This is a genomic window from Methylobacterium sp. WL18 (assembly GCF_008040015.1).
Taxonomy (GTDB): Bacteria; Pseudomonadota; Alphaproteobacteria; order Rhizobiales; family Beijerinckiaceae; genus Methylobacterium; species Methylobacterium mesophilicum.
In genome coordinates this window covers 1-6127 of the sequence record NZ_VRVD01000275.1, presented here as the reverse complement: position 1 = coordinate 6127, position 6127 = coordinate 1, and the positions used below count along the sequence as shown (strand labels likewise).

The following is a 6127-nucleotide window of genomic DNA, read 5'->3' as shown; positions in this document are numbered from 1 at the left end:
GCGCCACCGGCGGCCGGGCCGGCGGCGACGGCGACGGCGGCAGCAGCCGAGACGCCCCACTTCTCTTCGAGCATCTTGGCCAGGTCGGCGGCCTCGAGAACGGTCAGCGAGGACAGGTCGTCGACGAGCTTGGCAAGATCAGCCATTTTCAATTCCTCTCAGATATCGGTTCGAACGATGGGTTTTTGAAGGGCCTCAAGCGGCCTCGTCCTTGGTGGCATAGGCCCCGAACACGCGGGCGAGCTTGGCCGCCGGCGCATTGACGACCTGAGCGATCTTGGTCGCGGGCGCCTGTACCAGGCCCACGATCTTGGCGCGCAGTTCGTCGAGGGACGGGAGCGAGGCGAGGGCCTTCACGCCGTCCGGGTTCAGGGTTGTCTTCCCCATCGCGCCGCCAAGGATCACGAGCTTGTCGTTCGTCTTGGCGAAATCGACCGCGACCTTCGCGGCTGCGACCGGGTCGCCGGAATAGGCGAGCAGGGTCGGGCCCTTCAGGAGCGGCTTGATGGAGGCGACGTCCGTACCATCGAGTGCGATGCCGGCGAGGCTGTTCTTGGCGACCTTCACGGTGGCGCCGGCCTGCTTCATCTGCGAGCGCAGCTTCTGCATGTCGGCGACCGTGAGGCCCTTGTAGTGGGCCACGACGACGACGGCGCTCTGATTGAACACGCCGTTGAGCGTCGAGACGAGGTCAGCTTTTGCTGTCCGGTCCACTGGGCTCTCTCCGGTTGGCGGAACCCGGAATCGGGTCCGCCGGTTGCACATGCCGCCCGGACGTCGTCTCGGCCTTCAAGAGACCGGGAACGTCCGAACGACGCTTCGCGGCCCTGTCCCCGCACGTGCCCGCGAGGGCCGCTTCGGGTGAGTTGGTTCAAACCGACACCCCTCCGCGGCGTATGCCGCAGCGAGGCTTTTCCTAAGTTCGGTCTTCCCCGTCTGTGCAGGTTGGGCGTTGATTAAGCCGGCGAACCGGCACCTGCAGTCTCGGACAGGACATAGCCGGACAAGGCTCCGCGGGGCTCGTCGCCCTCAGGATCCTGCCGGCTATTGCCACCCGGTTGCCCGGGCGACATTTCATGCGGAAACCGGCCGATTGGCCGTCTCCTTCCGTGAGGATGAAATGCGTAAGGCGCGGTGTATAGAGGCTAGCAAGCCGCCTGCCAAGGGCTGAAGCGCGACTTTTCCGCCGCAGGCAAGGGCTGGCGTGGGAGACCGGCTTGGGACGCATGGACGGTCCGTCGCCGACTCGGCCCAGAGGTATCACCGGACGCGCAAACCGGGAGCACGCATGCTCCCGGTTTGGATCGGTATCGGCGTCGATAGCCCTCCCGTACCTTAACGTGCCAAGCCCGAAGGCTACGCCGCCTCGCGCTCCGGCACCAGTTTGCGCCGCGCAGTCTCCCACCACGAACGCCGCCGCGCATCCTCGGCCTCCGCGGCCTTGGCCGCGTAGAACGAGGCGTTGTGCTCGCCCCGCAGGGCCTCGCGGGTGAAGCGGATCAGGTGGTGGGCGACGAAGCCCATGTTGAACACCGCCTCGATCTGCCCGCGCTTGAGCGCGTAGCCGGCGGCGATCCAGAACGGCCTGCGGTAATCGGAGAGCAGCCCGACCCGCGTGATGATGTTGAAGCCGAGGATCAGGCCGCGGCGCAGGTTCGTGAAGGTGAGCTTGCCCTTGGTCGGGGTCTTGATCCGGTTCCGGTAGGTGGTTTCGCACTGGTGCTTGAACCGGGAGAAGAGCTGCTCCGGCTCGTAGGCATGGGCGATCGCCCGGCGCCAGCTCGACACGACGGTGTCGTGCGGGCGCTTGAACAGGACGTTCGATTCCAGCGCCGCATCGTGGACCAGGCGCCCCTCGCGCTCCAGCCGGTCCCAGAGCGGGGTCTTGGGCAGGGCCTGGAGGAGGTTGATGGTCAGCACCGGGATCGCCGACTTGTCGATGAAGTCGATCAGGTTCTGCTCGGACTTGTCGCTGTCGGTATCGAGCCCCAGGATGATGCCCGAGGTGACTTCGAGCCCGTAGGAATTGAGCGTCTCGATCGCCTCGTACATCGGCACGGCGGCGTTGTGGGTCTTGTCGATGCCCTTGAGCGCGTCGGCCTCGGGCGTCTCGATCCCGACGAACACGGTCATGAAGTTGGCCTGGCGCATCAGCTCGAGGATTTCGGGCTGCTTGGCCATGTTCAGGGTCGCCTCGCAGGCGAATTGCAGCGGGTAGTCGTTCTTCTTCTGCCACGCCACGAGATGGGGCAGCATCTCGCGGGTCGCCTTGCGGTTGGCGATGAAGTTGTCGTCCACGAAGTAGACCACCGCCGGGTGGCCGGGCTGGCTGATGATCGCGTCCAGCTCGGCGCACATCTGCTCGGGGCTCTTCAGCCGGGGCTGACGGCCGTAGAGCTGCGGGATGTCGCAGAACTCGCAGCGATACGGGCAGCCGGACGAGAATTGCAGCGAACCGATCAGGTAGCGCTTGAGCGGCGCGGCCTCGTAGGCCGGGGCCGGGAAGTCCGAGAGCGCGAGCCGCTCACCGGTCTCGAACACCACCTGCTGGGTCGGACGGGTAATGTCTGCATCGAGCCGTTCGATCAGCCGGTCGGTGGCGTCGCCGATCTCGCCGACGTGGAGATAATCGAAGTCCGGATATTTTTCCCGGGCGCCGGACACCGAGGGGCCGCCGAGCGCCGCGACCTTGCCGGCCGCGTGGGCGCGCCGGCCGATGTCGTGGATCTGGCCCTCCTGGATGTGCATCCCGGAGACGAACACCGCGTCGGCCCAGGCGAAATCCTGGGCGGAGGCGCGCCGGATGTTCTCGTCGATGAAGCGGTACTCCCAGCTCTCGGGCATGTAGGCCGCGATCACCAGAAGGCCCTGCGGGGGCATGAACGCCTTGACGCCGCCCATCAGCGGATAGGCGTGCGAAAACGTGCCGAACGAGGGCGTGTAGGCGGGGAAGACGCAGAGGATGCGTCGACGGGTCGTGACGGAGACTGTGCTGCGCATGAGGGCTATCTAGCACAGCCGCGCGGGATGGCGCCCCCCTTCGATGTTGAGAATGACGTGAAGGGCGGTGCTAAAGAGCCGCTGCTCGGCGACCCTTACGCTGGGTCCCGGATCAGGTTCCGCTTCGCTGCACCTGTCCGGGAAAAGGGCGGTGCAGGATGAACCGCGACGCCCTTTCCCGGGCGCATGCAGCGCTAGCGGAATGCGACCCGGGACCCAGCGCAGGACGCGCCGCGCAGCGGCTCAAAACCCGAGATCCTCGTAGAGATCGCGCCAAGCCGGGTTGAATGCCTCGATCAGCGCGAGCTTCCACGCACGGCGCCAGCGCTTGATCGCATACTCCCGGATGCGGGCACCGATGATGCGGGAGTACTCTTCGTACCAAACCAGCATCGTCACGCCGTAGTCACGGGTGAACCCCGGCATCGCACCGGTGCGATGCTCATAGACGCGCCGGGCGAGGTCGGTCGTTGAGCCGGTGTAGAGCGTTCCGTTCCGCCGACTGGCGAGCATGTAGACGTGGGACCGGCGCTCCATCACCCACCTCCCCAGCACGGCAGGCGGATATGATGAAGCTTTGCCGATTCGACGACACCTTTTCCCGGGCGCATGCGGCGCTAGCGGAATGCGACCCGGGACCCAGCGCATCAAGATAAGGCGCTGACTTGCTACAACGTGGCTCCTCAACTGAGCCGCTACGCGGCACATTTCTAAGCTGGGTCCCGGATCACCTTCCACTGTCGTTCCAGGCGTCCGGGAAAGGGGAGCGCCTCATCCGCAAAGGAGTTTTGCGCCGAGGCCCCCAACGCAAAACGCCCGGCCGTCTCCGGCCGGGCGCTTCGTAAGGATGGTGCGTCGAAGATCAGGCGGTCAGGACCGTGTTCGGCTCGACCTTCACGCCCGGGCCCATCGTCGAGGTGACGGCGATGCGCTGGACGTAGGTGCCCTTGGCGCCCGCCGGCTTGGCCTTGGCGACCGCGTCGGCGAAAGCCTTGATGTTCTCGATCAGCTTGTCGGCGTCGAACGAGACCTTACCGACGCCGGCATGGACGATCCCGGCCTTCTCGACGCGGAACTCCACCGAGCCGCCCTTGGCGCCGGCCACGGCGGTCTTCACGTCCATGGTAACGGTGCCGACCTTCGGGTTCGGCATCAGGCCGCGCGGGCCCAGCACCTTACCGAGACGGCCGACCAGCGGCATCATGTCCGGGGTGGCGATGCAGCGGTCGAACTCGATCTTGCCGCTCTGGACGATCTCCAGGAGATCCTCGGCGCCGACGATGTCGGCACCCGCCGCCTTGGCGTCGTCCGCCTTGGCGCCGCGGGCGAAGACCGCCACGCGGACCGTCCGGCCGGAGCCGTTCGGCAGGTTGCAGACGCCGCGGACCATCTGGTCGGCGTGACGCGGATCGACGCCGAGGTTCATCGAGACCTCGACGGTCTCGTCGAACTTCGCGGTCGCCCGCTCCTTGACCAGCTTGATCGCCTCGTCGAGCGGGTAGAGCTTGGTCACCTCGATGCCCTCGCGGGCCGCGCGGATGCGCTTTCCTTCGCGTGCCATGATGTCCTCCCTCAGGCCGTGATTTCGAGGCCCATGGCCCGGGCAGAGCCGCGGATCATGGCGACGGCCGCATCGACCGAGTCGCAGTTGAGGTCGGGCATCTTCTTCTCGGCGATCTCGCGCAGCTGCGCCTCGGAGATCTTGCCGACAACCGGGCCCTTACCGGGGGTCTTCGAGCCGGAGGCCGGCTTCTTGCCGATCTTCAGGCCGACGGCCTTCTTCAGGAAGAAGGTGACCGGCGGCTGCTTCATCTCGAAGGTGAAGGAGCGGTCCTGATACGCGGTGATGATCACCGGGATCGGGGTACCCTTCTCCATCTGCGCCGTCTTCGCGTTGAAGGCCTTGCAGAATTCCATGATGTTGAGGCCGCGCTGACCGAGCGCGGGACCGATCGGGGGCGACGGGTTCGCCGCGCCGGCCGGGACCTGAAGCTTCACGTAGCCCGTGATCTTCTTCGCCATGGGATATCTCCCAAACTGCGTCCGCCGCCGGGCTGCCTAGGCGCGGGCGGGTCGGACGATGACAGGTCGCGGTGCGATCCGTGGATCCCGGAGGCGAGGCCGGGCGGATCTTCCGCGGGTGAGACCGCCCCTTTGCAGGGTGCGGCCGCTTCACGGCCGAGGCTGAACGCCGGCCGGAAGAGGATGGACGGCCGAAAAACCGGCCGCCGAAAACGTGCGTGCCTCAGGCCTTCTCGACCTGGGCGTATTCCAGCTCCACCGGCGTGGCCCGGCCGAAGATCGACACGGCCACCTTGAGACGGGAGCGGGCCTCGTCGATCTCCTCGACGGTGCCGTTGAAGCTCGCGAACGGGCCGTCGGCGACCCGGACGGTCTCGCCGATCTCGAACGCGATCGACGGCTTCGGCCGATCGACGCCCTCGGCGACCTGGCCCTTGATCCGCTCGGCCTCGGCGTCGGGGATCGGAACCGGCTTCGACTTGTCGGCCCCGAGGAAACCCGTGACCTTCGGGGTGTTCTTGATGAGGTGGTAGACCTCGTCGGTCAGGTCGCACTTCACCAGCACGTAGCCGGGGAAGAACTTGCGCTCGGCATCGACCTTCCGGCCGCGGCGCACCTCGACGACCTTCTCGGTCGGGACCATCACCTCGTCGAACAGCTCGGTCAGCCCGCGCTGGGCCGCCTGGTCCTTGATGGACTGCGCGACCTTGTTCTCGAAGTTCGAGTAGGCGTGGACGATGTACCAGCGCTTCGACACGGTTCCGTTCAACTCCGACAAGTTCGCGAGGTCTCCCCCGGATCGATATCGCCCCCCTCAACGCATCACCTTTTCCCGAAAGCCGGAGGCCACCTTTCGGGACGATGCTCTAGAGGCCGAGCACGAGGCCCACCACGAAGCGCAGGGCCTGGTCGACCACCGTGAAGAACAGGCTGGTGACCACGACCATCACGAACACCATGATGGTGGTGATCGTGGTTTCCCGGCGGGACGGCCAGGTGACCTTGCGGGCCTCGTCGCGGACCTGGGAGAAGAACTCGCCGGGCGTCGCGCGCTTCTGCGGCACCTTGGCGGGCGTGGCCGGACGCGCCGGCGGCGTGTTCGCGG

7 protein-coding genes and 1 pseudogene are annotated in these 6127 nt (G+C 66.5%); all 8 read right to left on the bottom strand.

What is annotated here, in order from left to right:
* Positions 1-146: pseudogene (locus tag FV228_RS18065) on the bottom strand (50S ribosomal protein L7/L12); the annotation flags it as partial.
* A 49-nt stretch (positions 147-195) separates the two neighbouring features.
* Entirely contained in the window at positions 196-714 is a 519-nt protein-coding gene (gene rplJ, locus FV228_RS18060) for a 50S ribosomal protein L10 (protein WP_007566048.1), read from the bottom strand.
* Positions 715-1356: 642 nt separating this feature from the next.
* Entirely contained in the window at positions 1357-3000 is a 1644-nt protein-coding gene (locus FV228_RS18055) for a DUF4070 domain-containing protein (protein ID WP_147855891.1), read from the bottom strand.
* 243 nt (positions 3001-3243) lie between these two features.
* Positions 3244-3537, bottom strand: a complete 294-nt coding sequence (locus tag FV228_RS18050; RefSeq protein WP_147855890.1) for a GIY-YIG nuclease family protein — start codon at positions 3535-3537, stop codon at positions 3244-3246.
* 325 nt (positions 3538-3862) lie between these two features.
* On the bottom strand, positions 3863-4561 hold the full coding sequence (gene rplA / locus FV228_RS18045) for a 50S ribosomal protein L1 (RefSeq protein WP_147855889.1): 699 nt from the start codon (positions 4559-4561) through the stop codon (positions 3863-3865).
* Between the two features lie 11 nt (positions 4562-4572).
* Entirely contained in the window at positions 4573-5022 is a 450-nt protein-coding gene (gene rplK, locus FV228_RS18040; RefSeq protein WP_147855888.1) for a 50S ribosomal protein L11, read from the bottom strand.
* A gap of 223 nt (positions 5023-5245) precedes the next feature.
* Entirely contained in the window at positions 5246-5779 is a 534-nt protein-coding gene (gene nusG / locus FV228_RS18035; protein WP_007566056.1) for a transcription termination/antitermination protein NusG, read from the bottom strand.
* Between the two features lie 109 nt (positions 5780-5888).
* Positions 5889-6127, bottom strand: a 239-nt coding sequence (secE, locus tag FV228_RS18030; protein ID WP_246693942.1) for a preprotein translocase subunit SecE, incomplete at its 5' end; no start/stop codon positions are given.